The sequence below is a fragment of the Chitinophaga sp. genome (genome assembly GCF_017745275.1).
Taxonomy (GTDB): domain Bacteria; phylum Bacteroidota; class Bacteroidia; order Chitinophagales; family Chitinophagaceae; genus Chitinophaga.
Window position 1 is genome coordinate 110,625 of record NZ_JAGHZS010000008.1, and the last position, 24,824, is coordinate 135,448.

At 44.8% G+C, this 24,824-nt stretch carries 30 protein-coding genes; 10 read left to right on the forward strand and 20 right to left on the reverse strand.

Annotated features, from left to right (window positions below; genetic code table 11):
• Window positions 1-11 precede the first annotated feature (11 nt).
• Entirely contained in the window at window positions 12-509 is a 498-nt protein-coding gene (locus J7623_RS23695) for a hypothetical protein (protein ID WP_291925064.1), read from the reverse strand.
• 111 nt (window positions 510-620) lie between these two features.
• Window positions 621-1,250 carry a hypothetical protein gene (locus tag J7623_RS23700; protein WP_291925065.1) on the reverse strand — a complete coding sequence of 210 codons (630 nt, stop codon included), beginning with the start codon at window positions 1,248-1,250 and terminating at the stop codon, window positions 621-623.
• 310 nt (window positions 1,251-1,560) lie between these two features.
• On the opposite strand from J7623_RS23700, the gene J7623_RS23705 reads away from it, so the two are divergent.
• Window positions 1,561-2,004, forward strand: a complete 444-nt coding sequence (locus J7623_RS23705; RefSeq protein WP_291925067.1) for a GNAT family N-acetyltransferase — start codon at window positions 1,561-1,563, stop codon at window positions 2,002-2,004.
• Window positions 2,005-2,024: 20 nt separating this feature from the next.
• On the opposite strand, the gene J7623_RS23710 is transcribed toward J7623_RS23705, so the two are convergent.
• A complete protein-coding gene (locus tag J7623_RS23710) occupies window positions 2,025-2,666 on the reverse strand; it encodes an acetyltransferase (protein WP_291925069.1) in 642 nt (213 codons plus the stop codon).
• Between the two features lie 198 nt (window positions 2,667-2,864).
• Here J7623_RS23710 and J7623_RS23715 point away from each other — a divergent pair, with 198 nt between their 5' ends.
• Window positions 2,865-3,941 carry a DegT/DnrJ/EryC1/StrS family aminotransferase gene (locus J7623_RS23715; protein ID WP_291925071.1) on the forward strand — a complete coding sequence of 359 codons (1,077 nt, stop codon included), beginning with the start codon at window positions 2,865-2,867 and terminating at the stop codon, window positions 3,939-3,941.
• 59 nt (window positions 3,942-4,000) lie between these two features.
• On the opposite strand, the gene J7623_RS23720 is transcribed toward J7623_RS23715, so the two are convergent.
• From J7623_RS23720 to J7623_RS23735, 4 genes are all read right to left on the reverse strand, one after another.
• Window positions 4,001-4,360 (reverse strand): DUF4180 domain-containing protein, encoded by a 360-nt coding sequence (locus tag J7623_RS23720; RefSeq protein WP_291925073.1) that lies wholly within the window; start codon window positions 4,358-4,360, stop codon window positions 4,001-4,003.
• A gap of 43 nt (window positions 4,361-4,403) precedes the next feature.
• Complete coding sequence (locus J7623_RS23725; protein ID WP_291925075.1) at window positions 4,404-5,141, reverse strand: hypothetical protein; 738 nt, start codon at window positions 5,139-5,141, stop codon at window positions 4,404-4,406.
• 70 nt (window positions 5,142-5,211) lie between these two features.
• Window positions 5,212-6,159 (reverse strand): polysaccharide deacetylase family protein, encoded by a 948-nt coding sequence (locus J7623_RS23730; protein WP_291925077.1) that lies wholly within the window; start codon window positions 6,157-6,159, stop codon window positions 5,212-5,214.
• Window positions 6,159-6,557 (reverse strand): DoxX family membrane protein, encoded by a 399-nt coding sequence (locus J7623_RS23735; protein WP_291925079.1) that lies wholly within the window; start codon window positions 6,555-6,557, stop codon window positions 6,159-6,161. Before J7623_RS23735 ends, J7623_RS23730 begins: the two co-directional genes overlap by 1 nt.
• A gap of 87 nt (window positions 6,558-6,644) precedes the next feature.
• Here J7623_RS23735 and J7623_RS23740 point away from each other — a divergent pair, with 87 nt between their 5' ends.
• Window positions 6,645-7,487, forward strand: coding sequence for an AraC family transcriptional regulator (locus tag J7623_RS23740; RefSeq protein ID WP_291925081.1), 843 nt, complete (start codon window positions 6,645-6,647; stop codon window positions 7,485-7,487).
• Window positions 7,488-7,549: 62 nt separating this feature from the next.
• On the opposite strand, the gene J7623_RS23745 is transcribed toward J7623_RS23740, so the two are convergent.
• Window positions 7,550-7,831 (reverse strand): hypothetical protein, encoded by a 282-nt coding sequence (locus J7623_RS23745; protein ID WP_291925083.1) that lies wholly within the window; start codon window positions 7,829-7,831, stop codon window positions 7,550-7,552.
• Window positions 7,832-7,976: 145 nt separating this feature from the next.
• Here J7623_RS23745 and J7623_RS23750 point away from each other — a divergent pair, with 145 nt between their 5' ends.
• The gene (locus J7623_RS23750) at window positions 7,977-8,564 is read left to right on the forward strand and encodes an SMI1/KNR4 family protein (protein WP_291925085.1); all 588 of its coding nucleotides are present in this window, start codon (window positions 7,977-7,979) and stop codon (window positions 8,562-8,564) included.
• Here the strand turns inward: J7623_RS23750 and J7623_RS23755 are convergent.
• The gene (locus tag J7623_RS23755) at window positions 8,552-9,547 is read right to left on the reverse strand and encodes an AraC family transcriptional regulator (protein WP_291925087.1); all 996 of its coding nucleotides are present in this window, start codon (window positions 9,545-9,547) and stop codon (window positions 8,552-8,554) included. The genes J7623_RS23750 and J7623_RS23755 overlap by 13 nt on opposite strands.
• Window positions 9,548-9,692: 145 nt before the next feature.
• Between J7623_RS23755 and J7623_RS23760 the strand changes: the two genes are divergently transcribed.
• Window positions 9,693-10,088 (forward strand): nuclear transport factor 2 family protein, encoded by a 396-nt coding sequence (locus J7623_RS23760; RefSeq protein WP_291925089.1) that lies wholly within the window; start codon window positions 9,693-9,695, stop codon window positions 10,086-10,088.
• A gap of 73 nt (window positions 10,089-10,161) precedes the next feature.
• Here J7623_RS23760 and J7623_RS23765 read toward each other — a convergent pair whose 3' ends face one another.
• Window positions 10,162-10,485, reverse strand: coding sequence for a hypothetical protein (locus J7623_RS23765; protein ID WP_291925091.1), 324 nt, complete (start codon window positions 10,483-10,485; stop codon window positions 10,162-10,164).
• A gap of 189 nt (window positions 10,486-10,674) precedes the next feature.
• Here J7623_RS23765 and J7623_RS23770 point away from each other — a divergent pair, with 189 nt between their 5' ends.
• Complete coding sequence (locus J7623_RS23770) at window positions 10,675-10,974, forward strand: hypothetical protein (protein ID WP_291925092.1); 300 nt, start codon at window positions 10,675-10,677, stop codon at window positions 10,972-10,974.
• A gap of 68 nt (window positions 10,975-11,042) precedes the next feature.
• Here the strand turns inward: J7623_RS23770 and J7623_RS23775 are convergent, their stop codons facing one another.
• On the reverse strand, window positions 11,043-11,582 hold the full coding sequence (locus J7623_RS23775) for a GNAT family protein (RefSeq protein ID WP_291925094.1): 540 nt from the start codon (window positions 11,580-11,582) through the stop codon (window positions 11,043-11,045).
• An 86-nt stretch (window positions 11,583-11,668) separates the two neighbouring features.
• Between J7623_RS23775 and J7623_RS23780 the strand changes: the two genes are divergently transcribed.
• A complete protein-coding gene (locus J7623_RS23780; RefSeq protein ID WP_291925096.1) occupies window positions 11,669-11,995 on the forward strand; it encodes a hypothetical protein in 327 nt (108 codons plus the stop codon).
• A gap of 3 nt (window positions 11,996-11,998) precedes the next feature.
• Here J7623_RS23780 and J7623_RS23785 read toward each other — a convergent pair whose 3' ends face one another.
• The 9 genes from J7623_RS23785 to J7623_RS23825 form a co-directional block, all read right to left on the reverse strand.
• Window positions 11,999-13,219, reverse strand: coding sequence for an ABC transporter permease (locus J7623_RS23785; protein ID WP_291925098.1), 1,221 nt, complete (start codon window positions 13,217-13,219; stop codon window positions 11,999-12,001).
• A 14-nt stretch (window positions 13,220-13,233) separates the two neighbouring features.
• Entirely contained in the window at window positions 13,234-13,935 is a 702-nt protein-coding gene (locus J7623_RS23790) for an ABC transporter ATP-binding protein (RefSeq protein WP_291925100.1), read from the reverse strand.
• A 47-nt stretch (window positions 13,936-13,982) separates the two neighbouring features.
• Entirely contained in the window at window positions 13,983-15,212 is a 1,230-nt protein-coding gene (locus J7623_RS23795; protein ID WP_291925102.1) for an efflux RND transporter periplasmic adaptor subunit, read from the reverse strand.
• Window positions 15,213-15,225: 13 nt separating this feature from the next.
• A complete protein-coding gene (locus J7623_RS23800; RefSeq protein WP_291925104.1) occupies window positions 15,226-16,578 on the reverse strand; it encodes a TolC family protein in 1,353 nt (450 codons plus the stop codon).
• A gap of 70 nt (window positions 16,579-16,648) precedes the next feature.
• Window positions 16,649-16,774, reverse strand: coding sequence for a hypothetical protein (locus tag J7623_RS23805; protein WP_291925106.1), 126 nt, complete (start codon window positions 16,772-16,774; stop codon window positions 16,649-16,651).
• Between the two features lie 83 nt (window positions 16,775-16,857).
• On the reverse strand, window positions 16,858-17,319 hold the full coding sequence (locus tag J7623_RS23810; protein ID WP_291925108.1) for a DUF983 domain-containing protein: 462 nt from the start codon (window positions 17,317-17,319) through the stop codon (window positions 16,858-16,860).
• Between the two features lie 14 nt (window positions 17,320-17,333).
• Complete coding sequence (locus J7623_RS23815) at window positions 17,334-18,167, reverse strand: AraC family transcriptional regulator (RefSeq protein ID WP_291925110.1); 834 nt, start codon at window positions 18,165-18,167, stop codon at window positions 17,334-17,336.
• Window positions 18,168-18,417: 250 nt separating this feature from the next.
• Complete coding sequence (locus J7623_RS23820) at window positions 18,418-20,811, reverse strand: prolyl oligopeptidase family serine peptidase (protein ID WP_291925112.1); 2,394 nt, start codon at window positions 20,809-20,811, stop codon at window positions 18,418-18,420.
• A gap of 84 nt (window positions 20,812-20,895) precedes the next feature.
• Window positions 20,896-21,615 carry a sterol desaturase family protein gene (locus J7623_RS23825; RefSeq protein WP_291925114.1) on the reverse strand — a complete coding sequence of 240 codons (720 nt, stop codon included), beginning with the start codon at window positions 21,613-21,615 and terminating at the stop codon, window positions 20,896-20,898.
• A gap of 76 nt (window positions 21,616-21,691) precedes the next feature.
• Here J7623_RS23825 and J7623_RS23830 point away from each other — a divergent pair, with 76 nt between their 5' ends.
• The 3 genes from J7623_RS23830 to J7623_RS23840 all read left to right on the forward strand — a co-directional run bounded on the left by J7623_RS23830 (window position 21,692) and on the right by J7623_RS23840 (window position 24,765).
• Window positions 21,692-22,366: a FadR/GntR family transcriptional regulator gene (locus J7623_RS23830; protein WP_291925116.1), complete on the forward strand. Its 675-nt coding sequence runs from the start codon at window positions 21,692-21,694 to the stop codon at window positions 22,364-22,366.
• 153 nt (window positions 22,367-22,519) lie between these two features.
• Window positions 22,520-23,743, forward strand: a complete 1,224-nt coding sequence (locus J7623_RS23835) for an MFS transporter (RefSeq protein ID WP_291925117.1) — start codon at window positions 22,520-22,522, stop codon at window positions 23,741-23,743.
• A gap of 149 nt (window positions 23,744-23,892) precedes the next feature.
• Window positions 23,893-24,765: a DMT family transporter gene (locus tag J7623_RS23840; protein ID WP_291925119.1), complete on the forward strand. Its 873-nt coding sequence runs from the start codon at window positions 23,893-23,895 to the stop codon at window positions 24,763-24,765.
• The last annotated feature ends 59 nt before the right edge of the window (window positions 24,766-24,824 follow it).

Below are 24,824 nucleotides of genomic sequence, written 5' to 3' on the forward strand. Positions count from 1 at the left end.
TTTAGTCTTCCTTAACCAATAAAAGTCAGTATCACTGTCAGCATATGGGTAGGCATAACATAGGCCCCATCTATAAACCAGCGTTGAGTTTTGTATATTCCAGCAGAGCCGACGGACTCAGTTGCAACATCTTTTCCTACAGCTTTACCCACAGTAGCAGAGACTTGCTGATGACGATATGTCCATGTTGTATATGCATTCCACCCAGAGTACTCAAAGTTAGTATTCAGTGTATAGTACAGAAAACTTGTCCCATTTGTCCCGTAGGCAAATTCTATGGTGTAAAAGCTAGGGAACAATTTAGCTCTCAAGCCCGGCAGGTATCCTTGTACTCTGGTTTTTGTTCCTAGTTGTGTGATGTCAGCATTTACAACGTCAGTTGACTGTGAATGGTAAGCGTCGTCATCATGATAATCAAAATCACTACCATAGGCGAGCCGGACGCCACCCTTGTTATGCATAGAGTCAGAAGACTGTATCTTATTTTTTGATACTTTTTCTACGCTCATATTCGGGGAAACGTTTTCGTTACTTGATTTTTTACATGCAACAGCGAGGGAAGCAAGCATAACGATACATAAAAATGTTTTTTTTATGCATCGTTAGATTTTTTAGGATTACTAATTGATGCCTGCTTTGATCAATGGTATATTTGATGGAATCTTAAAATGGGTATCCGGAAAATCACTGTCTTCATCTATCGGGATATTGAACAGCATTCTCTGAGATAATTTTTCTCCTGATTTACCATTTAAAGGGAAACTGATAGTTACTATATCATACCCAAGTCCCGGGATAAAAAAATTCAATGGAGAAGGCACTGGCAAACGCTTTCCGGCATACTTAAAATTGATGGTATCAGTTTCATATATGGCAATCCCAAAGTAATATTCCTGTGCTTCCTGCTTCGGCTTCTCTGCTGATAATATTTTCACTACACGTTGACCTGGTTGAGTTAATATGGTAGTATAAAGCCAATCAGGACTCATGTTTTGTATAGAATCGAAACGAACTTCATCTTTGTTGTTCTTACCTCCCCAACTGTATGCAAGTTTGGAGGCGCCATCAATCAGGTAGTTAGGAGTAGACCTATCGATCGTTAGCCGCTGGCCATTAAGCATAGTATCTGATGGAGCAACATTTCTCGCCAACTGTAAAATCCTGGGGCCTTTGATATGATAGGTGAATTGCTCGTACAGTTTCCCTTTTACTTTAAAATCTGACAAACTATTATCGGGAACAATATACATATCTAACTGTATCCGGCCCTGGCCGAAATTTATCGGGTCGGATTTTCTCTGGCTTGCACATCGTGTATTTATTACAGAAATAATGGCAGAAGCGGCTATAATACTAAATCTTTTACTAAACACGGACAATAGGTAGTTAAGTATATTCTAAAATGGGATAACAAATTCTCTTACTAAAGATCGGTTTCCATTTTTATAAAATCCAAAAATAAATCTACAATTTTCATAAAAATAAATCATGATAAATAATTAATAAAATGAGAAATTACAGCTATCCTTCTCTCATTTCCGACGCAAGAAAAAACATCATATGATACGCCCATATATTACCACCGATAAAATCGAACTACTCCGTATCTTCCAACTCAATATCCCGGAGTATTTCGACCACAACGAACTTGCTGATTACAGCGACTATTTAGACAAAAACGGTAATTCATATTTTACCATTGAACACGAAAAACGTATAGCCGGTGGCGTAGGATATCATGTTAATGAAGCAACAAAAACCGGACAGATTACGTGGATATTATTTCATCCCCACTACACAGGCCTGGGGCTGGGCCGAATGGCAGTCGAGCACTGTTTAACTATCTTTAAATCATACCAGTCTATTGAAAAACTGGTAGTGACTACCTCTCAAAAGGCGTATCTCTTTTTTGAAAAATTTGGCTACCAGTTGATAAAAACAGAGAAGGATTATTGGGGTCCGGGGTTGGACCTTTACTGGATGGAACGGATGCTTTATATGTAAACAGGTAAGAACGGTGAATATTATTTCACAAGTTTCTGTACGGGTACTCCAACATATACCCCTGCTTCCTGAATATCTTTAACTACTACCCCGCCCATGCCGATCGTTACATTATCTGTTACCGTAATTTTTTGTTTAATAGCAGCATGTGTTCCCAGGTACACTCCTGAACCTAATTGGCAATTACCACTGATGCTCACACCCAGTGCGGCGGTAAAGAAATCACCGAGTATACAGTCGTGTGAAACTGTAGTACGTGTATTTAAATGAACATGCTTACCAATTTTTATGTTACACGTAATAATTACGCCCGCGGAAATAATACTCCCTTCCCCTATTTCCACCCATTCAGAGATAATGGCAGAAGGATGAATAATGGTAGCATAAGTAGTATCAGCAGGCAGTCTTTCTACTATCTTCTTCCTGGTTGCCGGGTCTCCGATAGCTACTACCACATCATATAACGCAGCATCAAATTTTGAAGAAGGGATCACCTCTATTCCCATGATAGTTGTTTCATCATAGTATTCATCGTCTACCATAAAACAGGCAATATCACGTATATCTTGTGCGCTATCCATTCCGTCTATTACTGCACATAAGGTTTCCCGTCCATGCCCTCCTGCTCCTATGATGCATATTTTCTTTTTACCTGCTGTCATATGTCTCGTTAATTTGGGTATTCATACTGGTAAGCTTCTCAAAAGTATGAAAATAAATAAAGGTTCAAAAGCAGGAATTCAGCTAAATACACAATAAAAAATATAAACATATATGAACTCCTTTATTTTATAGCCAATCTTTGTACCTTCATTAAATCCTTACGATTACAGATTGCAGGGATTTATAATATAAATCAGATGATACCAGTAACCAAGCCCTTTCTTCCGCCGCGGGAAGAATATAACAAATATCTGAACGACATATGGGAGCGCCAATGGCTCACCAACCATGGTCCGCTAGTGAATGAGCTGGAAAGCAAATTGAAAGAACACCTGAATGTATCCAGTGCATTATTTCTTTCCAATGGCACCATCGCTATACAGATTGCCATCAAAGCGCTTGAATTGACCGGCGAAATAATTACTACGCCCTTCTCTTATGTAGCTACTACCAGCACCATCGTATGGGAAAACTGTAAGCCTGTTTTTGTGGACATAGATCCGCTCACCTTTAATATTGATCCTGCTAAAATAGAAGCCGCTATTACTGAAAAAACAACCGCTATCATGGCGACTCATGTTTTTGGTAATGCATGTGATATAGACGCCATTGCAGCCATCGCCAAAAAACATGGGCTAAAAGTGATTTATGACGCAGCACATGGCTTCGGTACGCTGTATAACGGCAAGTCTGTTTTTGAATATGGAGATATCAGTACCTGTAGTTTTCACGCTACTAAAATTTTTCATACGGTAGAAGGTGGCGCAGTATTTACCACACAGCCCCAACTACTGGAAAAGATGCTCCTGCTCCGTAATTTCGGGCATACCTCCCCTGTTACATTTGATGGCATCGGTATTAATGCCAAGAACTCCGAATTCCATGCTGCCATGGGCTTATGCTGCATGAATCACATGGATGAGATATTCAAAAACCGTAAAACACAATGGCAACATTACCAGGCGGCCTTACGGGAATCTAACAAAGTGCAGCTACTCACTGTTACCAAGGGCTGCGACTTCAACTGCGCTTACTTCCCTGTTGTTTTTGAAAGTGAAGCGGTGTTACAAAAGGTACTTGCAGCACTGAATCTGCAGTATGTACAGCCAAGACGATATTTCTTCCCTTCGCTGAATACCGTCAACTACGTGGATAATCGTAGCAGCCCTCATTCCGAATCAATTGCCCAGCGGGTATTGTGCTTACCCCTGTATCATAACCTGCGAAAAGAAGACCAGGATATGATCCTGAAAGTGATCATGAAGAACTTGTAAAAAAAAGATCAAAGTGGTTAACACTTTGATCTTTTTCTTTGCGCTTTTTGCAGGCGCACTTATTTGCATAATCTGGCTTTTGCTTCTTCTACATCTGCTACAAAATTAATCCGGCCTGCTTTATTGCTCTCATATATAAAGTCTTTCAAAGCCTTGCTGCTGTACTTCTCAAAGTTGCCTACTATCGCTAGCTTCATTTGATAAGTAGAAAACTTCTGCAAAATTTCTCCGGCAATACCTGTTCTTAAATCAAAGAATTCAGGTGTAATTTGCTGTTCCTGTAAAATGATACCCACGGCGCCCTGATAACCACAATTGCCTAATATATCCAGGGCGTCATCTGGATGGTTCACTACAATCTGATCTGATGCTATTGTTGCAATTCCTTTACTGTTAATGATGGTCAATGTTATTTCCATGCTATAAATGCTAAAAACTATTGATTATTTCACAAACACCCTACTAAAAGTCAATTTCCCTGCTCCATCTAAAATTGAACACGCCCAACTTTGCGAGGATAGCTACTATCACGGCCGCTATCAGTAACGGCATGATCCATATGGTCCGTTTATACTGTTCCGGCAGATTCTTATTCCGGTAGGTTTTTAATACACCCCAAACCAGCAGGCTGATTAACAATACACCACTTGCTACTACTGCTATTTTATTTTCTACAAACCGGATGACCGCCATTAATACGATAGCCGCTACGCCAGTTACCCACCTGAAACGCTCCAGCAACGAGCGTTCGGATTCCTCAGAAAATGGTAAGAATTGTAAAAGTTTTGCCTCCAGTTCTGCCATCCGTTCCATTCCGGCAGGTATTTGAATGATATCCTCTGCCGACATACCACGAATAGTAATAACACCCGTGGCATCTTTACTGATAGCAGAAATTTCAAGGCGGTTCAACGATAGATCCGGTGTATCATCCTGTTTTCTGACAACAGTATCTTCATCTATTTCAATTGTAAAACTGTCGTATAATCTTTTCCGGTTTCTCAACCCACGATAAATGCTGATACCCACTGCGGCCAACATCACCGGCAAAACGAATAAAGCGGTCCTAACATCAGATCCATCGCCGTAATTTACTACCAGTACCACGATCAGGCCGAACAACATCGCTGGTACAAACCGGGTAAGTGTTTGTTTCCTGATAACGGCAAAGCCTTCCTGTTGTGTTTTAAATACCTCCATAGTAGCAACAAAATAATATAATATTCCTTGCAAAGGAAGCAAAAAAGACAGGACAGGCCTGCCTTTTTATTTATTCTCTGATCGTGCTTTTATCCGCCAGCGCCATCTTTGCGATATCATCTTTTCGCTTAAACACCACACCCGGATGCTGTTTCATATAGGTTAGCAGTTCGCTCGTCGCTTTCACCAGTTGCGGAGTACCGCCTATACGATCATGGAAACTAATCGACATCATACGGCGCCGGTGAGCAGCTTCTTCATACAGTTGATCAAACTCCATCTTTACCTGTTGCAGGAACTGGTCGGACGAAAACCATTGCCCCGCTACCAGCTGGATATCATTACAGCGCAGCGTATATGGTACTACCACAAAATCAACGTTATTCACTTTGGTTATAAACGGTTCATCGCGGCTCAAATCATCGATGTGATAGAGGAATCCCAACTCCTGCAATATGTTCAGTGTGTTTTCTCCACGGCGCATCCAGTTGGCGTTGTAGCCTACGGGCGTTACGCCGGTAGCCTTTCTTACTGCTTCCATTCCATCCAGTATAAATCGTTTTTCATCTTCATAGGGCAGCATGTATTGTGAAGCCCAGTCGCGGCCATGGGCAGCGGCTTCATGGCCGCGTTGTACAATCTCCCTTGCCAGCGCCGGGTGTTTTTCTACCGCGCTGCCCACCATATGGGAAGTAACTTTAATGCCGTGTTTATCCCAGTTATCCAGCATGCGGGGAATGCCCTCTTTGTAGCCGTACTCGTACCAGGTGGCGGCAGGCAGGTCTCTATATCCCCGGGGCATATTTCGCGGAAAAGGACTTTCGGGATTATCATCTGGCTGGCCGCCGGCTTCAAACTGCATGGATACAGATACGATGAGGCGGGAACCATCGGCCCAGTGCCGGCCCGATGCCGGAGAGGGCTGTGGCGCCGATTGAGCCATTACCTTAGCCGGGCTTACCATACCGGCCAATCCAACCAGGCCGGCTGTTTTCAGGAATTCTTTTCTTGTAGCCATTATTTTTTTATGAGATGATCAACTGCAAGGGTGTTGTATTGAATAAAAGCCAGTAGCCCGGCAAAAAAAACGGCATGAATGAGCTGTGAAGGGAGTGCCTCCCAATTTTCTATCAGGGTGGTACCGAAAATCAATAGCAGCATAACGATACCTCCACCGATCAGGGAAACACGGGTAAATAGTCCGAGCAGCAGTAACGCGCCGATAATAAATTCCGCTACCGGTAAGGCATAACTGAAGGGAACAACCAAAGGTGCGGGCAACATGGATTTTTCAAAGCTCTTTACCATCCAGGCACTGAAGCCATTTAATTTAGGGAGCCTTACCAAACCGTGGCCGAACATGCTGGCAGCTACTGATAGCCGGAGCAATAAGAATACAATTGCGTTATTTTCCATTTTGTCTGTTTTTTGCATTACAAAGATCGAGGTGAATTGTACAAATAAAACTGTACATTTTTAGGATCATTCTGTATTTTTGCAGGTATGATACAAGAAAACTTATATCAGCCTTTTGAGATCGAATACCGGGAATGCAGTGAATGCCCGATAGATCCTCATAAGCACAATTTCTTTGAACTGGTATACATTGTAGAAGGCAGCGGCATACAGTGTGTTAACAAAAACCAATTGCCTTACAGTCCGGGTAAACTGTTCCTGGTAATGCCGCAGGACTGTCATTCATTTGATGTAAAGGAGAGTACCAAGTTCTTCTTCATCCGTTTCAACAACATTTACCTTCAACATCATAAAGAATGGATACAGCAACTGGAATTCATTTTCCAGCACACCAATCATATGCCAGGCTGTATTTTAAAAAACAAAAACGACAAACCCCTGGTAAAAGCGTTGGTGGAGGCGCTGATCCGGGAGCTGGTGAACCAGCAGCCCTATCACCGGGAGATGGCGCAACAAATCGTGAATACCATGATCATGATTATTGCGAGGAACATTATACTGCAGATGCCGGAGCAACCCAAACATCCTGCAAAGCAGGATGCTTCCCTGAATATACTACATTATATACATGAAAATATTTATTCTCCGGAGAAGCTGCGCGCAGAGCAGATTGCAGCGAATTTTAATATTTCACCTACTTATCTAAGTGAATATTTTAAGCGAAATAATGGCGATAGCTTACAGCAATATATTACCCAATATAAATTAAAGCTGGTGGAAGCGCGATTGCAGTACAGCAGTATGCGGGTAGGAGAAATTGCTGATGAACTGGGCTTTACAGACGAAAGCCATCTTAACAGGATGTTTAAAAAGTATAAAGGAGTAAATCCATCTGCCTATAGAAAAGAATTACAGGCAACCGCTAATTAAAGCATAAATAAAAAAAGCGCCCCGCTTCACAGTGGGGCGCTTTTTAAAAGAGATCATAAATACTATTCTTCATCTTCTTCGTCTTCTCCATCATCTTCCAGCCACTCCATGTAAGAGTAGTACCAGTCTTCCAGCTGCTCCAGCAGTTCCTGTTTCTTTTCTGGTGCATTTTTGTAGAATTCTTCTACATTATCAATTTCATGAACGATATCGATGTAGGCAGTTTCTTCATCTTCTTCTACACGTTTAGCAAAGAAGCGGGGTTTTTCCGTATGAAAAATATATTCATTTTCCGGATCTGTTACAGGATCATCTGCAATCAGAAATTTAGGTAACTGTGCCATAAGGAGTTATTTACTTTTTATGATGTTGTTCGCGTTTAAGAATTACAAAGCTATTGATAAATTACCTTACAAAAAACATACACGAAGAATGAATAAATTTATAGAGAAAATTTCACATCTTTATAGTCGTTAAAACCCATACCATATGCAAGAATATTGGATCAGATGGGAATATTGGATGCAGCAGCAGGCCCCACGACTGCTTAACATCCTTCATCCCGGCGTCACCTTTGAAGTGGTGGAGTCACTTGAAAAACTAATAGGAACCGCGTTGCCGGCCTCTTTCAAAGCATTTTATGCTATTCATAACGGGCAACAAAAAGCCAGGGCAGGCCTGGTAGATGCAGATCAGTTACTGAGCATGGAAGATATTATTTCGCAGTGGCAGCACTGGAAAGATCAGTTGGATGCCGGCAATTTCACCTGGCATGATACACCCATCCTCGCTACACCTGATACGGGCATTAAAAACGACTGGTGGAATCCGCTCTGGATCCCTTTTACCAGTGATGGCTTTGGCAACCACCTCTGTATAGACCTGGATCCTGCACCCCATGGCACACGCGGACAAGTGATCAGCTTATGGCACGATGATGGTCACCGCGCCATTGAAGCCCCCTCCTTCGAAGCCTGGCTGCAGCAGTATATCAGTGACCTCGAAAAAGGAGAATACATTTTTGTGAAGAAATGGGGCATTGTACATAAAGATACTTTCCTGAACTACAACGATTGATAATTGACCGGCGTACTACCTGTCCACCGTTTAAAGGCTCTCGTGAAAGCACTCAACTCATTATAGCCTAACATCCATGAAATATCTTTCAAAGGATAATTACCTGAAGAAATGTAATACACCGCCAGTGAACGTCTTACCTCATCTGCAATATCCTGGTACTTTACACCTTCCTCTTTTAGTTTCCGTTGCAAACTGCGCGGGCTGATATTGAAGTTGGCAGCCATATCATTCAGAGACGAAACTCCCAGGTATGAATTTGCCAGCAGGTAGTTATAAATCCTGTTCTTTAACGTATGTGGCTGTGCCTCCGGCTGAGGCATACTGCTGACCTTTTGCAGTAATAGGCTCTGTAGCTCATAATTGGCCGTTAGTAGCGGTTCATCCCAATATTTGATATCAAACACCAGCTCATACTCTCCTGCGCGTTTTGCCGGCTTACAACGAAAAACACGCTCATACGCTACAGGATCCGGAACCCGGTAAGCCAGGTATACTGCCTGGGGCACTATTTTTTCCAACAGTAGTCCATCCAGTTCGTGAATAATTACTACCATCAGTACATCTATTAATTGCCGGAAAGCATAAGGAGGCGTAGGCCCCTGATCAATGGTGGGTATCAGCGCTACATGAAAGGTTTTAGTACTACGATGTATTTCTATCCGGCACTGATCTGTAACATGGTGGGTAAGCGCCGCAGCATGTGTCAATGCTTCTCCTACTGTAGCACTGCTTTGTATAATTTGTCCTACCGTTCCTAATGCAGCCGGCTGCAGTGACTCTCCGAAATGAAGGCCAAAGAGCGGATCATTCGTTAACCGGCTGGCATTTAACCACAAATCCTGCAATTGCTGCGCCGTCACCGATGGTGAATTTTCCTTTTTTAGCAATGCCAGATCAATACCCGCCAGCTTACACAACTGTGCCGCATCCACATCACGCTGCACAGCATAAGCGATCATACTTAATACTAACTTATTCATACTATAAAGGTATTCATCTCCCTGTTCACAAAAAACAACCTGGCGTCAAATGGTAAGTAATTGTCGCGTAAAGGTAAATGATTAAACTGCCATGGAAAGTAGCTTTGCATTATCAATTCATCAACAAACCTAAAAAGATAAACATATGGAACAGCAAACCTTACAAGTAGTCACCGAATTCGTAAATGCCGTACAGCAGGTAAATCTCGAAAAAATTGGTGCATTATTACACCCTGATATCAGTTGGGAGCAGCCGGGCACCAATCGTTTCTCCGGTACTAAGAACTCCAGTGGCGAAGTATTCCAGATGGTAGGCGGTATGTTTGAAGTATCACAAAATACGATGTCGCTGTCTGACATTAAAACCATTGCCGTAAATGGTGATCAGGCTTCTGTAGTGCTCACCTGGAAAGCCAGCAGACCAGGCGCCGAATTACACACGGATAACGTAGACGTGTATACGGTGAAAGACGGTCAGATAATCGCTGCTAAAATATATGCCGCAGATATCCAACAGGAAAACACTTTCTGGGGAAACTAATGAAACTTAATACGGGAAACGCCTTCCGGACAACGGGCCGTCCGGAAGGCGTTTTATTTTTAACAGTATTTATTTAGAAAAACAGGAATTTCGTAGCGGTCACCGTGCCAATGGCTAATCCCGCCGCGATCACCATGGCAGGCATGCGCTGATGCCGTGGAGGCACCGGCGGCATCAGTGCCCGGTGTAACTGCGTGTCCATGAAGCGACCGCAAATACTTCCCCTACCGTTAGCGACAACGGTAAAAATTTCAGCATCAGATAATAAGGAGAAATCAACTACCGTTTTGTTACAGCTACTACAGTGCATCCCTGCCGCAGTGCGGGTCATTTGATTCCAATCCTCGTTGCAAGGTGTAGGAACAGATAGATACAGACCTTTAATCGTTGACTTCATAGGTACGGGTTACCGGATATGAATATACGAAATAAAACGAACTCAAAGAGGGGAAAATCCCCGGTATACCTACTCCATACAGCAAAAACATATCTGTAAAAGACTGGCCTTCATATAACAATTGATATGGCATTATTGTTGAAATTATCCCAGGTAGAGATTATTTTCTTAACATTAAACATAACAAATATGAAAACGCCAAAACAGATCTTGTTTGCTGCTACCCTGGGCGTAGTAATGTCAATAGCCGCAGGCTCCGCTTCCTACGCACAAGGCATCGACAGCACCGCAAAGAAAATTGGTCATAAAACCGCTTCCATCGCCGTAAAAGGCGCCTCTGCCGTGGCCGACAAAATATATAAAGGCAAAGAAGGACCCAACGGCGAAACCGTTTACATCAACAGGAAAGACCAGAAATACATTGTAGATGATAAAGGGAAGAAAGTATACCTGAAAAAATCACAGATACATAACAAGAAGAAAAGCTGATTTTTCCATCTGAACATAGAAAAGGCCGCCACGCGTAACGCGTGACGGCCTTTTTATTTTTCACCAAATTATCTACCTCGCTTTTCCTGTTGATAATCTTCCTCCAGGATGGCATACATAAAGTTGTCTGACCAACTACCGCGTATTGGCAATACCTTTCGCTTACGCCCCTCCTGCCGCATGCCGCATTTTTCCAATACCCTGGCAGATCCTGTATTATCCACCGCACATCCTGCCTCTATCCGATGCAATTGCAATTCCTCAAAAGCATATTGCAATATGCTACTCACCGCCTCCGTTGCCAGGCCTTGTCCCCACCAGGCTACATCCAACTTATACCATATCTCCGCACTACTAAAACGGGGTGTTTTAAACACCATGCCTATCAACCCAATAAATGCACGTGTGTTCTTCAACGTTATACGCCATACTTTATGATCAGGATCTTTTAACCATCCCTCCACCACATCTGCAGTTACAGAAACAGACGCCGGAATACCCAGCGTATTGTATTCATCTGTTTCCGGCATACTATGCAGCCGGTGTATAGCAGGAATATCTGTGGTGGTAACCGGATGGAATAACATCCGGGAAGTAGTGAGTTCCATGTGTGCTAACCCATTTATACCGGGGCTGTATTATTACAAGATAACAATTGTTACGTATATTCATATCGTCATCAAATGCCCCGTTTATGCAACTTACACCAGGCACCTGCTACCGGATAAATGCACACAATATTCCATCATTGCAACGCTTTGGCCCCTACGAATTTATTGTGTTACTCATTCACGCCAATGACACCTCCGACAGCGTTGTATTTGAATTCAGGAAAATACTGGGTGCAACCACTGCTGGGCAGGAAGCCGCCACCAGGCAAGCAGTTGAAGCACATGCCGATGGTGCTGAAGTAGATGACATTACAGGGAAAGCGCTCAACCTCCGTTCATTTGAAAAGGAAAGTGCCTTTCTTCAATGGATTGCTGCAGGCATTGCTACACCCTGCAACTGCCCGCAATAATATTTACTCATACCGCAATGCCTCTATAGGATCCAGCCGGGAAGCTGCCTGCGCGGGATAATACCCGAAGAATACTCCCGTAAAAGCACATACTACGAAGGAAAGTATAATAGAAGATTCAGAAACCATCGTAGGCCAACCTAATGTCAGCGTTATTACTTTGGCAGAAGTAATACCCAGTACCACACCTATTAACCCACCCGTTACACTGATAATCACTGCCTCTACAAGGAATTGCAGTAAGATGTCAATACCCCTTGCACCGATAGACATACGCAAACCTATTTCCCGCGTACGCTCCGTTACAGATACGTACATGATATTCATAATACCAATACCACCAATCACCAATGAAATACCTGCAATGGCGGTTAACAGGATAGTCAGCAGGCTACTGGTGGAACTCAGGGTTTTAATCAGCTCTTCCATCGTCCTCACCTGGAAGTTATTTTCATCGCTGGGACGTAGCCGGTGTGTGGTTCTCAGGATCTCTGTTATTTCATCCGTAGCCTTATCTGAAACGCCTTCACTTACTGCCGATGCATAAATACTCTGGAAATAAATAGTGGCCAGGATGCGTTTTTGCACGGTAGTATACGGTGTGAGAATAATATCGTCCTGGTCTTGTCCAAAAGAGCTCTGACCTTTAGGCGCCAAGGTACCAATCACCTGCAAAGGAATGGAATTCAGCCGGATCACTTTGCCCACGGGGCTTTCTCCGCTGGGGAAAAGATTGTTGATCACCGTTTGCCCTAATAAACATACTTTGGCCGCTGTAGCAACATCAGCATCTGAAAAGCTGATACCATCATTCACCGTGAGCTTGCGAATATCCAGGTAAGAAGGCGCTACCCCTTGCAGGGAAGTATTCCAGTTCAATGCACCATAAATAGCCTGCCCTTTGGTAGAGGACACGGGTGATACGCCGCTTACATAGGTGGCATTCTTTTGTATGGCCAGCACATCTGCAATTGTTAAAGATTGAAAGCTGCTGCCACTTACCCGTACGCCACCGGTTACATTGCTGGCAGGCATAATAGTAATCATATTGGAGCCCATATTGCCCAGCTGCGACTGAATACTTTGCTTGGAGCCCTCTCCTATGGCTACCATCGCAATCACCGCCGCCACGCCGATAATGATACCGAGCATAGTCAGGAACGCCCGGAGCTTATTCCGCTCCAGGGCCCTCAAAGCAATTAATATGAGATTAATAGCACTCATCCTTGTGGGTTAGATTAATAATCTTCTGCCGGCGGCAATGCTGCCAGCGCTTCTTTTGCCGAGCGCACATTTTCATTCCTGCTATCCTTTACCACTTTGCCATCCCGCAGCATCACTGTTCTGCTGCTAAACGCGGCGATGTCCGGTTCATGTGTTACAAATACAATTGTTTTTCCCTCCTGTTGATTCAGCTCCTGCATAAGGGCCATGATTTCGTAAGAAGTGCGGGTATCGAGATTGCCGGTGGCCTCATCTGCCAGGATCATCACCGGCTGATTTACCAACGCCCTGGCAATCGCAACTCTTTGCTGCTGCCCGCCCGATAGCTGACTGGGTGTATGTCCTTCGCGATCTGCCAGCTTCACGGCTTCCAGCGCACCGAGGGCGCGATCGCGGCGCTCCCGCGTGGATAGCTCCGGGTTGTAGAACAAAGGCAGTTCCACATTCTCCAGGGCTGATGTACGCGGCAGCAGGTTATATGCCTGAAATACAAACCCTATTTTGTGATTACGTAAACGCGCAAGGTCATTGCGCGACAAGCTGCTAACATTGATGCCATCCAGCAGGTAGTTACCCGAAGTAGGTTTATCCAGGCATCCCAGGATGTTTAACAGCGTGGTTTTACCGGAGCCACTGCTACCCATAATTGTTACAAATTCGCCCGCGGATACGTCGAAGCTCACGCCTTTCAGGGCGCGTACTATTTCTGTACCCATCACAAATTCACGCTTGATTTGCTGTAGCTCTAATATTTTCCCGTTGCTCATCGTCTGCGCCCTCCACCCATTTTTGGTAAAAACGGACTACCGGTACCACCGGCTGCCTGCACTGCTCCGCCTGCACTCACGCCTGTTATCACGATATCATTTTCGGTGAGTCCACCCAGTACTTCTATATGCGTATTATCATTCAACCCTGTTCTGATATGCTTTTGTTGCAGTGTATCTCCACGCAGCAGCCATACATAGTTGGACGATCCAATGCGCGCGGTACTTTTAAATGTTTTGCCGGTCGTATCTTTTCGTTCTGCCGGCGTTTTGCGTACGGCGCTTTGTATCACATATTTCTTTAGTTGTACAGAGTCTGGCCTGAACTTCAGTGCCTTTACCGGCAGTAACAATGCGGAGTCTTTTTCAGCCGTATAAATGGTGACATTGGCAGTCATCCCAGGCTTTAGCTTTTTGTTATCGTTGGGTGCGTTGATGATGGTGTTGTAGGTTACCACATTGGACGAAACCGAGGGTTGCAGCCTGATTTCCTGTACCCGCCCTATAAACACATCTTCCAGGTAAGCATCTACGGTAAAGGTTACACGCTGTGAGTCGGTTACATTACCAATATCGGCTTCATCTACACTGGCTTCTACCTGCATTTTGGTGATATCTTTCGCAATCACAAACAGGGTCGGTGTATTGAAACTGGCTGCAACGGTTTGCCCTACGCTTACATTCCTGTTTAATACCACGCCATCAATCGGTGAATGTATTTCTGTAAAGGAAAAGTTTTTTAAGGCTGACGACAGTTGTGCACTTACGCTGGCTACATTGGCTTTGGCCTGATCAATCTGGTTCTTCGCGATATCATAATCTGCTTTGCTGATAGCGCCGGTTTTATACAACAGTTCCTGTCGCTGGAAATTATTTTGCTGGTAAGTCAGATTCGATTGTGCTACCTGTACATTTGCCCTGAGCTGATCTACCTGTGCCTGGAACAAATCTTTGTCCAGCTCCCCGAGGAGTTGTCCTTTTTTCACCTGGCTATTAAAATCTACATACAGGTATTTGAGAGTGCCGGAAACCTGTGTACCAACAGCTACGGTATCTACCGGCTGGATGGTACCGGTGGCAGTAACGGTGGTGGCTATATGACCATAGGCAGGCCGGGCGGTTTCAAAGGAAATGGGCACTGGTTTCTTCCTGATAAAGAAATACCAGATGGCCAGCGCCAGCAGTATGATCACAATAGTGATGATTACACCTTTATATTTTCTCATACCTCATTAGCATTTATAGAGTTACCGGTATGCCCCTGTAAAAATCATAGATCCTGATCGTCAGGGCAGCATTGTATTTAGCCTGTACATAAGATTGTAATGCCTGTATATATAAATTCTTCTGCTGTAAAAACACCACGATGTTGGCCGCGCCTACTTTCAGTTGTTCGCTCGCAATCCGATAGCCTTCCTGCGAATACCTGAGTTGTTCTACTGCGGCGTCATATTGTGATTGTGCATTCTGTACGTTGATGTATGCCTGTTCTATGGTTTGAGAAAGATTGGTTTTGGTGTCCTGCAAGGTCAGCTTCGATTGATCTACTTCCAGCTTTGCTTTCTCCACATTGGTTTTCACGACGCGACGGGTGAAGATAGGCACTGACAATGTGAGTCCTATCTGCTGGTAAAAATTATTATCCAGTTGCTTAAAATAGGCGTTATTATTACCACCTCCATTATAGGAAGTTCCCAACCCGCCACCGGCCGACAACGTAGGCAAATAGCCCGTTTTAGCCTTTGCGAGGTCAAGGTTAGCAACATCAATCCCTAACTGGCTGCTTTTAATTTCCGGCCTGTTGGCAAGAGCGGAGTCCTGTGCTTCCTGTAAGGCATATAAGTGCCTATTTGAAATCAGTGTATCCGGTTCCGTTATATCAAAATCATAACCACTGGGCAGCTGCAGTAATTGTTTCAATACAAGTTTATTTTGCCGGTGTTGATTTTCGGCAGTAATGAGCAGGTAGCGATCGTTCGACAACTGCGCCTGTAACTGCACCAGGCCAATGAGCGCAATGCTGCCCACATCGTACTGTTGTTGCCCCTGCTTCACCTGGGCTTCAGAGGTGGCCACCACATCTTTTACATACACAATATTTTCTCTTGCCAGTAAAATATTCAGGTAGGCTTGTGTAATAAGTACGGTGATATCATTGATCTGCTGTGCGATATTTAACTGGGCCACCTGCGTTAAAAGGTTCTTCTGCCGGATATCATAGTTGAGATATCCTCCCTGGAAAAGGGTGACGTTGGAATTTACCCCATAATTGCCAGACGTATATACCTCATAGGAGCTGTTGCCAGTAGCGGCATTGATACTTTTACCACCATTGAGATTCTGCGAGGCAGTACCGGTAAGATTAGGCAGCTTTGCCGCTTTGGACAACAGCAAATCCTGTTCTGTACTCAGACGACTCAGTCGTAAACTGTTTAACTGGATGTTGTTCTTTCCTGCATAGTCAAAGCATTGTTGCAGGGTCCATTTAGTGGGCAGGTTCGCAAAACTGCTGTCCTGTGCCCTGACCAGCGGCCCGGTTAAAAGGAAAAAGAGGAAGAAAATAAAGATACCTGGCTGTCTGTATAACATCATCGTTTAAGCATTGATGTTAGTAAAAGCTACCGAAGGAATAAGGGGCTAAATAGTAATACAATATAACGAATTATTCGTCTTCATACATCAATGGCAGTTCTACGCCTTTCATTTTCGTGCGCCTGTCGAAGTTATAGTAACCGAACAGCCTGTCTGTATGGCACCCTAACAGGAAGGCAACTTTTCGCTGATTCATACCCGGAGGATTACTAAAAAAAATTGCGGATCTACCTATATAACCGGCAAATCCGCAATTTGTTAAAAGTATCTCCACATTAATTATATCGCATTCTTAAAGGTGGCGTTAGACCTGCCTGTACCCGCGGGTGGTCCCTGGTGCCAATCTTCATCATAATACACAAAGAAGGCCATCCAGATTGTACGGGACCAGCGCATCAGCAATGGTTGTAATATCAATAGCAGCGCCGCATTTACACCCAGCCACCAGAAAATACGGTTGTCATAGATAGAGAACCCGATGAACAGCCACCATGCAATCAGGCTGGCTACGCAAACGGCTATTGATAAAGCATAACTCACGTAGCCGGTACCGTAGTAAAAACCTACTTCCACTTCTACCTGCTGTCCGCATACAGGACATTTTTCCGGCATTTTCATGAAGTTTTTAAAGTCGTACGCATTTGAGGTGGTATAAATAGATCCACGTCTGCAACGGGCACACTTGTTCCCCAACAGGCTTTTCAGCAGGTTGGGCTTTTCATGGTTTTTATCTGCACACATATATTTAAGATTTATCAGGATATATTTTTCCGGAATTCTTCCGGTGTTACTCCTGCGTATTTTTTAAAAAACTTGGTGAAGTAAGAGTTATCGGCAAAATTGAGCTGATACGCAATAGTAGCAATACTCATATCTGCATTAATCAACAATCTTTTTGCTTCCAGCAATACCCGGTCCCGGATAATTTCTCCGGCTGATTTCCCCAGCATATGCCGGCAAAAAGCATTGAGGTAATTAGGTGTTACATACAGCAGGGCGGCGTATTCCTTGGGTAACCGCAACTGCATATAATGCTGTTCCACCAGTTTACGGAAGTTGCGTAGCAGCACATAATTGTGTGGCGGCTCCTGTTTGGATTGTTCCTGCCTGCTGGCCCTGCTTACGGCAATAAACATTTCCAGTACCAGTAAGCGCAACATATCCTGGCTATAGGCCTGTGTACCATCCATTTCCTTTAACATGGCTTCAAACAGTCCGGTAACAACCGGCACGGCAGCTTTGGGCAGTTGTACCACGCCTTCTGCGCTGACACCGCTAAAAAAAGGAAACCGTTCCACATAGGCCGAATCCTGTAAAAAGGCGTTAAAGAAACCGGCAGATACATTCATGACATACCCTTCTGTCTTTCCTTCAAAAAACCAGCTATGCACTTGTCCGGGTACCATAAAGTACAACTGTCCTGGCTTTACAGGGAAACGTTCAAAGTCGATGGTATGACTTCCACCACCGGCAGTAAAAAACGCCAAATGGTAAAATGAATGCCGATGCGGAAAATGAATATCCTTATGAGCCGCCAGGTATTCCGAAAAACGGGCTACGAGGATATCTTCAGATGCCGGCTTTCCCATAGCCAGAGAACATATATCGTATGTAGGAATGAGTGCCTTCTGCATGATGCAACAAAGGTACAAAGGAAGTTCCGAAGGGGGTTGTGGTATTGGGGGCTTTAATGGTACTTTTTACTTATTGATATGTTTTGAGAGCAGAAAGCAAAAAGCAGAAAGCAAAAAGCTATTGTTGCGAATGACCATAGCGGGTAATTATACTTACTGGTCATTCGCGACAATAGCTTTTTGCTTTCTGCTTTTTGCTTTCTGCTTACTTTACGTATCGCATCAGCCATTCATCCATTTCCCACAGCATATGCAAAATGCTTTCTTTTGCAGCATAGCCATGGCTTTCCTGTGGCAGGAATACGAGGCGTGCGTTGCCTCCATTACCTTTCAGGGCGTTGTATAATCTTTCGCTCTGAACAGGGAAAGTACCGGAATTATTATCAGCTTCTCCATGGATCAGCAGGATGGGTGCTTTGAGTTTATCTGCATAAGAGAAGGGAGACATTTTATAATAAACTTCTGGCGCCTGCCAGTAGGTACGTTCTTCGTTCTGGAATCCGAAAGGCGTTAAAGTACGGTTATAAGCACCACTACGGGAAATACCGGCCTTAAACAGGTTCGTATGTGCCAGCAGGTTAGCGGTCATGAAAGCACCGTAAGAGTGGCCACCAACTGCGATGCGGTCTTTATCTCCGATACCCATTTCCGTGATTTTATTAACCGCAGCTTCTGCATTCATCACCAGCTGATCGATGAAGGTATCATTGGGCTCTTTGTCGCCTTCACCTACTATTGGCATTTCGGTGGCGTCCATTACAGCAAAACCGCGGGTAACCCAGAAGATAGCGGAGCCGTAACCTACACGGGTAAATCTATAAGCGGAGCCTCGTACCTGAGCAGCGTCGCTGGCAGATTTGTACTCACGCGGATATGCCCACATCAGTACCGGCAAACGACCGTCTTTAGCAGGATCATAGCCTTTAGGCAGGTACAGCATAGCGGTCAGGTCTACACCATCTTTGCGCTTGTATTTTAACAGTTGTTTTTGCACGCCTTCCATGAGTGGCTGAGGATGAGGAAATGCGGTAAGGGCTACTGTTGTTTTTTTCTTCAGGTCCTGCAGGTAATAATTTCCGGGAGATGACACAGACTCACGTCTTACCACTACTACGAGTTTGGCCGGATCTATCACGTCCGCTACCTGCTCATAATAAGGAGCCTGGGAGCGCCACAGGATGCGTTGTTTGCCGTTGTCCAGGCTGAAAGCGGAGAGGAAAGGACGATCTCCTTCCGGCGATGCGCCGGGCGCCGTCATCAGCAATTCATGTTTGGGAGAAACGTACAACACGGGCTGATGATACTGGTTCTTCATCAATACCGGATCTCCCGGATCATTATACCGGTCATTCTCCGAACGGTCTATCAGGGTAACAGGCGCCTGATCCGGGTGAGATGGATCGATGCGGCTTACTGTCACTTTCTGTTGTGCGCTGTTGCCATCATATACCAGCGCCAGTTGATTATTGGCCCATTTGATACCGGCAAAACGATTCACAGTTTTCACGAGTGGTGTAGGTGTACCAGTAAATGGTGCGGCCAGCAAACTTACTTCATCGCGGAAAGGTACCTTCTTTTTAGGATCGCCACCATCGAGGGCTTGTACCCACCAGATGGAAGCCGGAGCATCATTACGCCAGGAGTACTGACGTGGATAATTGCTGGTAGCATCAAATCCTTTGGGTCTTACTTCATCCAAGGGATTGCTGGCTAATTGCTTCACCTGTTCGCCATTCATAGTCCAAATAGCTATATCCGTTGGAAAGCGGCTGGCGCCTACCAGGTAGGAGTACGGACGATGCAGGGTTTCTATCAACAGGTATTGATTATCAGGTGATGGTGCAGCAGTCACATAAATGGCTGGCTGACCAATTACCTGTTCTCCGCTATTGCTGATGATGACTGGTTCGGATTGAAAATAATAATCGAACAACTGCTCATCGAACGGGTTTTTCAGCATATCCTGGAAAGTAGCGGCGGGTGCGGCCTTTCCGCTGGTTTGCTGAACAGTAGGACCTTCCGGGGCCAGTGGCTTTTCCGGTGCTTTACCAAGGCCGGCAGGTACTGCCATTGCGAGGATGCGGTTATCATCCAGCCAGGTAAACACAGTTCCGGGAATATCATTCAGACGACGGTTGCTTACCTGGGAAGCTGTGCCTGTGGCTACATCTGCTTTCCATAAGCGAATACTGTTGTTATCACTAACGGTGAAGGCAATACTTTTTTGTGAAGGCGACCATTTTACATTGCTGATGCGGGCATCGGCGGGTAGCCCGGTTACCGGGTATTCCTTACTTCCTTTAATATCTTTAATGCGAATCGCTTTTACATAAGCGGCGCGGCTGGGTCCAAAGTTAGCCGGGTTAATACGAAGACCTGCCAAACGATATTCTGGCTGTGATAATTCTTCGATAGACGGGAAACTGGTACGTTCCATGATCAACATCATGTTGCCGTTGCTGCTAAAATCAGTTACCGCAGGAGGCGCTGCCATGGCCAGTTCCAGGATACCGGCGGGAGGCGTTTGATATTTCAGTGCATCCTGGGCATAGGCACGAAACGTAATGAATAAGGATAATGATAAAATCAGTTTTCTCATATAGCGTTTGGTATTTAAAAGCAATCTGGCAAAATAAACTTATTGCCACAGGTTACAAAGCAGAAAGTGATGAATGCCTGGCTATTAGTAATTAAATGTGCGGAAGATACGATCCCATATGCTGGTATAAAATCCAAAATTATACTGCTCATGACGGTGATGCGTGTGGTGAAAAGAGGAAGTGCCCAGGTATTTCAATACGGGCCACTGCCGCACCTTTTCAGGCAATGGCTCCATGCCCAGGTGGCCGGTCATACCGAATATGACATTGATCACCAGGTAAAGGAGTATCCCATATATATTCAGTGGAAACCACAACAATAAAAACAGCCACAGAGCGCCAAAACAAAGCGTTTCTACGGGATGTAAAATAAAAAGATCTATTGGTTCCGGATCTGTTGCTTCATGATGCAGGGCATGCAGCCACCGGTATAACGGGGTTTTATGGATGAAGTAATGGAAAAGATACATCAGTAGGTCCATGGCGAAAAAGAGGAACAGGGCATCCGTTGCTATCCGGGCATTGATGGTGGTAGTAATGCGGATAGCACCTTGTATCCACAACCAGTAGCCGGCATATGTAATAGCCGTATTGAGCAGGGTAGTTAGCAGTGCTATCCGCCACTGCCGGGCATTATAGGCAAGTGGATGGCGACGGGCGGCTATTTGTGGCGGACCGTATTTCCTTTGCAGGTGATCTCCCCATACCAGCACCGCCAGCAGAATACCCGCATTTTCCATCCCGAATAATAGCCAAAGCAGCCAGGAAGGCAGGTCTCGTAATATATTGAGTAGTATATCCATCTGTTTCGGTAAACAATCTCCCAAAAAATTCTTAAAAAATTGGAAAAAGCAATTACCTTTGCAATCATCAGATGATATGACGAGTTTAAACATTTCTCCCTTAAAGCGGCTCAGCTTAGCTGAGGAAGTGGCCAACCGGCTACAGGAATTAATTGCCTCCGGTAAGTATGTAGTAGGGCAACAGCTGCCTACAGAACCGGAATTAATGGCTCAGTTTTCTGTTGGGCGTTCCAGCATCCGGGAGGCGATAAAGATACTGGCGCACAGAGGGTTGATTCGTGTACAACAGGGACTTGGCACCTTTGTATTGTCGCAGTCGGGTCCCGGAGAAGCGTTATCGCAGCGGTTGCAGCGGGCGGATTTTGAAGATCTGAATGAAGTGCGTTTTTTAATTGAAGTAAAAATCGCCGAGAAAGCGGCCATGCATCGCAATAACAAGGACATAGAGAAAATGAAAGGCTTTTTGAAGAAACGCTTCGAATATGCCACTAATCAACAGTTGGAACCTTGTATACAAGCTGATATTAATTTTCATAATGCGATTGCGGAAGCAGGTAAGAATGAAATTTTGCGGGACCTGTACAAGACGGTGGCTGAGCATCTGAAAAATTCATTCCTGCTGCGTTACAGCAACACCAATAGCTTTATAGAATCTCAGCATTACCATGATGCGCTGCTGCAAAGTATCGTTGATAAAGACCCGAAGAAAGCGCTGATATGGGCAACGAAAATCAGTAATGCGCCAAGGTAAACTACCACGGGATAGCTGGAAGCACATTTTATCAAACAGCCATTGGTTTTGCTTTTTTTTAACCATCCCGGTGTATCACATCTGAATGATTAATAATAACGATATAATTTTTTACCCTTAAACATCAGATGATCTGATCTCAAAAGAACAAAAATGGAAACAACGCTTACTGATCAGCCCAAAGCCGCTGCCCAACAAGTGGCCCAGCAAACGGTGCTGTCTATCCTTTTGGCCCTCAGCTTTACCCATTTCCTGAACGACACAATGCAGTCGCTCATTCCGGCGATGTACCCGGTACTCAAGGGTTCCCTTAAATTAAACTTTACACAGGTAGGGCTGATTACGCTCACTTTCCAGATGTCTGCCTCCCTGTTGCAGCCACTGGTAGGCCTGTACACCGATAAAAAGCCGCAGCCCTACTCCCTGGCCATAGGCATGGGTTTTACGCTGATAGGGTTGGTAAGCTTATCTATGGCGCATAACTTCCCCATGGTATTGGTATCCGTAGGATTCGTAGGCATAGGCTCCGCTGTTTTTCATCCGGAAGCTTCCCGGCTGGCTTATATGGCCTCCGGCGGCAAACATGGTATGGCACAGTCTTTATTCCAGGTTGGTGGTAACGCCGGCAGTTCCCTGGGACCTTTGCTGGCTGCTATGGTAATTGTTCCCTTTGGCCAGTTTCATGTGATCTGGTTTTCCATTGCCGCGTTAATAGCCATAGTGGTAATGCTGAACATCAGCAAATGGTACCTGAGCAATACTCACCGTATTAAGCCTAAGAAAGCAGTACAAAAACTGGATCAGCCTACGTTGTCGAATACACGAATCGTGTTTTCATTGGGTATCCTGCTGGTGCTGATTTTCTCTAAATATTTCTACATGGCCAGCATGACCAGCTACTATACTTTTTACCTGATAGATCGCTTCCACGTGTCTGTACAGAGTGCGCAGGTATACCTGTTCATTTTCCTGTTTGCCGTAGCCGCCGGTACTTTCATTGGCGGCCCTGTTGGCGACCGGATTGGCCGTAAGTATGTGATCTGGATTTCCATCCTGGGTGTAGCGCCGTTTTCGTTGCTGTTACCACATGCGTCGTTGATGTGGACAGCCGTATTAAGTGTATTCATTGGTGTTATTCTCTCCTCCGCCTTCTCTGCCATCCTGGTGTATGCCCAGGAACTGGTGCCTGGAAAAGTGGGCATGATTGCCGGTTTATTCTTTGGTTTGGCTTTCGGCATGGCGGGCGTAGGTTCCGCCATCCTGGGCCGGCTGGCAGATGCTACCAGCATTGCGTACGTTTATGAGGTATGTGCGTACCTCCCGTTAATAGGAGTCCTCACGGCATTCCTACCTAACCTGGAGAAGCGGAAAGCATAAAGCATAAAGCAAAAAGCCATTATAGCGAATGATTAGCGCTGGTAAATAAACTTCTTATGCGCTAGAATCATTCGCTATAATGGCTTTTTGCTTTATGCCTTCTGCTTTATGCTCCAAACAAAATACTTTTGCATTTAAATCAACTTGTTATGTGGAAAGGCATATTGCTGGTACTCATTGGCGCCTGTTGCTTCGGGGTATTATCAACTATTGTTAAATCAGGATACCGTGAAGGATATACATTGGGAGAATTTGTGAGTGTGCAGGCGGGATTTGGGATGCTGGCATTATGGATCATTCATTTTTTATCAGGACGAAAAACCCGGGGCCTGCTGAATAAGGATGCACGAACCTGTTTTGTACTGGGTAGTTCCACAGGCCTGGTGAGCATTACTTATTATCAGAGTGTACACTATATTCCGGCCAGTATTGCCATTATATTGCTGATGCAGTTTACCTGGATGAGTATGTTGGCAGAATGGATCATTTATAAAAAACGGCCTTCCCGGATACAGTGGATCGCGGTATTTTTTATATTAACAGGCACTTTGCTGGCAGGGGGCTTATTTAATACCAACACCAATTCCCTTAACTGGAAAGGAATAGGCTTTGGTTTACTGGCGGCCTTGTGTTACACCGTATTCATGGTGGTAAGCGGCCGGATAGGCGCTTCATTGGGGCCGGTACTGAAAAGCGCCTGGATTGTTACGGGCGCCTTTGTGATTGTTTCCCTGATTTTCCCGCCGCTGTACCTGGTAAACGGTCGCTTTACCGGCACTAACCTGTGGATCTGGGGGATCCCCCTCTCCCTTTTTGGTACCATATTAACGCCTTTCCTCTTTGCCAAGGGAATACCGCAAACGGGGGTATCACTGGGCGCTATCCTCAGTACGGCGGAATTGCCGGTAGCCATGCTGGCAGCTACCATTTTCCTGCATGAAACGGTAACTCCCTTACAGATAGTGGGTGTGGTGATTATATTAAGTGCTATTGCCATGGCCAACCTGAAAGGTCGTAAATGAAAACCCATAAGGTGTTTTTTTTATCTATCTTTGCACCCTCTATTAGTGATTTACGAACT

What these genes read in the sequence shown, in the direction of transcription:
- J7623_RS23710 (WP_291925069.1), bottom strand. Translation starts at nt 2,666, where the DNA reads ATGACAGCAGGTAAAAAGAAAATATGCATCATAGGAGCAGGAGGGCAT.
- J7623_RS23790 (WP_291925100.1), bottom strand. Translation starts at nt 13,935, where the DNA reads ATGGGTACAGAAATAGTACGCGCCCTGAAAGGCGTGAGCTTCGACGTA.
- J7623_RS23840 (WP_291925119.1), top strand. Translation starts at nt 23,893, where the DNA reads ATGTGGAAAGGCATATTGCTGGTACTCATTGGCGCCTGTTGCTTCGGG.
- J7623_RS23785 (WP_291925098.1), bottom strand. Translation starts at nt 13,219, where the DNA reads ATGAGTGCTATTAATCTCATATTAATTGCTTTGAGGGCCCTGGAGCGG.
- J7623_RS23825 (WP_291925114.1), bottom strand. Translation starts at nt 21,615, where the DNA reads ATGGATATACTACTCAATATATTACGAGACCTGCCTTCCTGGCTGCTT.
- J7623_RS23705 (WP_291925067.1), top strand. Translation starts at nt 1,561, where the DNA reads ATGATACGCCCATATATTACCACCGATAAAATCGAACTACTCCGTATC.
- J7623_RS23740 (WP_291925081.1), top strand. Translation starts at nt 6,645, where the DNA reads ATGATACAAGAAAACTTATATCAGCCTTTTGAGATCGAATACCGGGAA.
- J7623_RS23810 (WP_291925108.1), bottom strand. Translation starts at nt 17,319, where the DNA reads ATGTGTGCAGATAAAAACCATGAAAAGCCCAACCTGCTGAAAAGCCTG.
- J7623_RS23815 (WP_291925110.1), bottom strand. Translation starts at nt 18,167, where the DNA reads ATGGGAAAGCCGGCATCTGAAGATATCCTCGTAGCCCGTTTTTCGGAA.
- J7623_RS23700 (WP_291925065.1), bottom strand. Translation starts at nt 1,250, where the DNA reads ATGTATATTGTTCCCGATAATAGTTTGTCAGATTTTAAAGTAAAAGGG.
- J7623_RS23760 (WP_291925089.1), top strand. Translation starts at nt 9,693, where the DNA reads ATGGAACAGCAAACCTTACAAGTAGTCACCGAATTCGTAAATGCCGTA.
- J7623_RS23755 (WP_291925087.1), bottom strand. Translation starts at nt 9,547, where the DNA reads ATGAATAAGTTAGTATTAAGTATGATCGCTTATGCTGTGCAGCGTGAT.
- J7623_RS23720 (WP_291925073.1), bottom strand. Translation starts at nt 4,360, where the DNA reads ATGGAAATAACATTGACCATCATTAACAGTAAAGGAATTGCAACAATA.
- J7623_RS23835 (WP_291925117.1), top strand. Translation starts at nt 22,520, where the DNA reads ATGGAAACAACGCTTACTGATCAGCCCAAAGCCGCTGCCCAACAAGTG.
- J7623_RS23795 (WP_291925102.1), bottom strand. Translation starts at nt 15,212, where the DNA reads ATGAGAAAATATAAAGGTGTAATCATCACTATTGTGATCATACTGCTG.
- J7623_RS23730 (WP_291925077.1), bottom strand. Translation starts at nt 6,159, where the DNA reads ATGGCTACAAGAAAAGAATTCCTGAAAACAGCCGGCCTGGTTGGATTG.
- J7623_RS23715 (WP_291925071.1), top strand. Translation starts at nt 2,865, where the DNA reads ATGATACCAGTAACCAAGCCCTTTCTTCCGCCGCGGGAAGAATATAAC.
- J7623_RS23805 (WP_291925106.1), bottom strand. Translation starts at nt 16,774, where the DNA reads ATGAATCAGCGAAAAGTTGCCTTCCTGTTAGGGTGCCATACAGACAGG.
- J7623_RS23745 (WP_291925083.1), bottom strand. Translation starts at nt 7,831, where the DNA reads ATGGCACAGTTACCTAAATTTCTGATTGCAGATGATCCTGTAACAGAT.
- J7623_RS23695 (WP_291925064.1), bottom strand. Translation starts at nt 509, where the DNA reads ATGAGCGTAGAAAAAGTATCAAAAAATAAGATACAGTCTTCTGACTCT.
- J7623_RS23830 (WP_291925116.1), top strand. Translation starts at nt 21,692, where the DNA reads ATGACGAGTTTAAACATTTCTCCCTTAAAGCGGCTCAGCTTAGCTGAG.
- J7623_RS23750 (WP_291925085.1), top strand. Translation starts at nt 7,977, where the DNA reads ATGCAAGAATATTGGATCAGATGGGAATATTGGATGCAGCAGCAGGCC.
- J7623_RS23765 (WP_291925091.1), bottom strand. Translation starts at nt 10,485, where the DNA reads ATGAAGTCAACGATTAAAGGTCTGTATCTATCTGTTCCTACACCTTGC.
- J7623_RS23735 (WP_291925079.1), bottom strand. Translation starts at nt 6,557, where the DNA reads ATGGAAAATAACGCAATTGTATTCTTATTGCTCCGGCTATCAGTAGCT.
- J7623_RS23800 (WP_291925104.1), bottom strand. Translation starts at nt 16,578, where the DNA reads ATGATGTTATACAGACAGCCAGGTATCTTTATTTTCTTCCTCTTTTTC.
- J7623_RS23770 (WP_291925092.1), top strand. Translation starts at nt 10,675, where the DNA reads ATGAAAACGCCAAAACAGATCTTGTTTGCTGCTACCCTGGGCGTAGTA.
- J7623_RS23775 (WP_291925094.1), bottom strand. Translation starts at nt 11,582, where the DNA reads ATGGAACTCACTACTTCCCGGATGTTATTCCATCCGGTTACCACCACA.
- J7623_RS23725 (WP_291925075.1), bottom strand. Translation starts at nt 5,141, where the DNA reads ATGGAGGTATTTAAAACACAACAGGAAGGCTTTGCCGTTATCAGGAAA.
- J7623_RS23780 (WP_291925096.1), top strand. Translation starts at nt 11,669, where the DNA reads ATGCAACTTACACCAGGCACCTGCTACCGGATAAATGCACACAATATT.
- J7623_RS23820 (WP_291925112.1), bottom strand. Translation starts at nt 20,811, where the DNA reads ATGAGAAAACTGATTTTATCATTATCCTTATTCATTACGTTTCGTGCC.